The sequence below is a fragment of the Streptomyces sp. MZ04 genome (genome assembly GCF_004684775.1).
Lineage (GTDB): Bacteria > Actinomycetota > Actinomycetes > Streptomycetales > Streptomycetaceae > Streptomyces.
Genome location: NZ_SRIC01000538.1, coordinates 1 through 1,879, shown reverse-complemented (window position 1 = coordinate 1,879; position 1,879 = coordinate 1). Strand labels below are relative to the sequence as shown.

Sequence of the window (1,879 nt, the reverse complement as noted above, 5' to 3'; positions counted from 1 at the left end):
CCCGCACCGTCACCCCTCCCCGAACCCCAAAGCCAAAGAACCCGTCCCCCGAGCACCCCAAAGAGGGCCCCGCCGTCACAACCTGACGGCGGGGCCCTCTCGTAAAGAAAAGAAGGCCGCTACGCCAGGGGGCCGGTGACCCCCTCGGCCGCCTCCACCACTCCGCCGGAGCGGACGAACTCATCCGCCGCCGCCAGGTCGGGGGCGAGGAAGCGGTCCGGGCCCGGACCCTCGACACCCGCCTTGCGCACCGCCTCGATCACCGCGCGGCTGGCCGGCGCCGGCGTCAGGCCCTCGCGGAGTTCGATCGCGCGCGTCGACGCGTACAGCTCGATCGCGACGATACGGGTCAAGTTGTCGACCGCCGTGCGGAGTTTGCGCGCCGCCGACCAGCCCATCGACACATGGTCCTCCTGCATCGCGGAGGACGGGATCGAGTCGGCCGACGCCGGCACCGCGAGGCGCTTCAGCTCGCTCACCAGGGCCGCCTGCGTGTACTGGGCGATCATCAGGCCCGAGTCGACGCCCGCGTCGTCCGCGAGGAAGGGCGGCAGGCCGTGCGAGCGGTTCTTGTCGAGGAGCCGGTCCGTGCGGCGTTCGGCGATCGAGCCGAGGTCCGCCGCCGCGATGGCGAGGAAGTCCAGGACGTACGCGACCGGAGCGCCGTGGAAGTTGCCGTTCGACTCGACGCGGCCGTCGGCGAGTACGACCGGGTTGTCGACGGCGGAGGCCAGCTCACGCTCGGCGACCAGGCGCGCGTGCGCCATCGTGTCCCGGCCCGCGCCCGCGACCTGCGGCGCACACCGCACCGAGTACGCGTCCTGGACGCGCGGCGCGTCGTCCTGGTGGTGGCCGGTCAGCTCCGAACCGGCGAGGACGGCAAGCATGTTGGCGGCGGATGCGGCCTGGCCCGGATGCGGGCGGATGGCGTGCAGCTCGGGCGCGAGGACCTTGTCGGTGCCGAGCAGCGCCTCCAGCGTCAGCGCCGCCGTGACGTCCGCGGACTTGTAGAGGGCGTCGAGGTCGGCAAGGGCCATGATCAGCATGCCGAGCATGCCGTCGGTGCCGTTGAGGAGGGCCAGGCCCTCCTTCTCGCGCAGCTCGACCGGCGCGATGCCGTGCGCGGCGAGCAGCTCGCCCGCGGGCTTCAGCTCGCCGTCGGGCCCCTCGGCGTCCCCCTCGCCCATCAGCGTCAGCGCGCAGTGGCTCAGCGGCGCCAGGTCGCCGGAGCAGCCCAGCGAGCCGTACTCGTGGACGACGGGCGTGATCCCCGCGTTCAGTACGTCGGCCATCGTCTGCGCCACCTCGGGGCGCACTCCGGTGTGCCCCGAGCAGACCGTCTTCAGGCGAAGGAACATCAGCGCGCGGACCACCTCGCGCTCGACGCGCGGGCCCATCCCGGCCGCGTGCGAGCGGACGATGTTGCGCTGCAGCTGGGCGCGGAGGTCGGGGCCGATGTGCCGGGTGGCGAGCGCGCCGAAGCCGGTCGAAACGCCGTAAACGGGCTCGGGCTTGGCCGCGAGGGCGTCGACGATCTCGCGCGCCGCCGCGAGGGCGGAGGCGGCCTCGGCCGAAAGCTCGATGCGGGCGTTGCCACGCGCGACGGCGATGACGTCCGCTGCGGTTGTCCCGGACGTCCCCAGGACCACGGTGTGCATATCCATATTCAGCAGCGTACGGATTGAATCGACGCCTGTCACGGGTGAGTACGGTCTCAGCCTCTTACCGGCCGTAGCCACAGGGATGGCAGTCACCTCTGAGGGGGCGGGGGGCGTCGTAGGGCCTGGCCGCCCCCTCAGACGTGACTGCCCTCCCTGTGGCTACGGCCGGGAAGAGGCTGAGACCGTACTCACCCGTGACAGGCGTCGATTCAATCCGT

General features: G+C 72.1%; 1 protein-coding gene. It reads right to left on the bottom strand.

Going from position 1 to position 1,879, the window contains the following annotated elements; all coding sequences use genetic code 11:
- Positions 1-119: 119 nt before the first annotated feature.
- Entirely contained in the window at positions 120-1,658 is a 1,539-nt protein-coding gene (gene hutH / locus E2651_RS42925; RefSeq protein WP_135336684.1) for a histidine ammonia-lyase, read from the bottom strand.
- Positions 1,659-1,879: the final 221 nt, after the last annotated feature.

Coding starts and splice junctions, on each gene's coding strand:
- hutH (WP_135336684.1), bottom strand. CDS start 1,658: ATGCACACCGTGGTCCTGGGGACGTCCGGGACAACCGCAGCGGACGTC.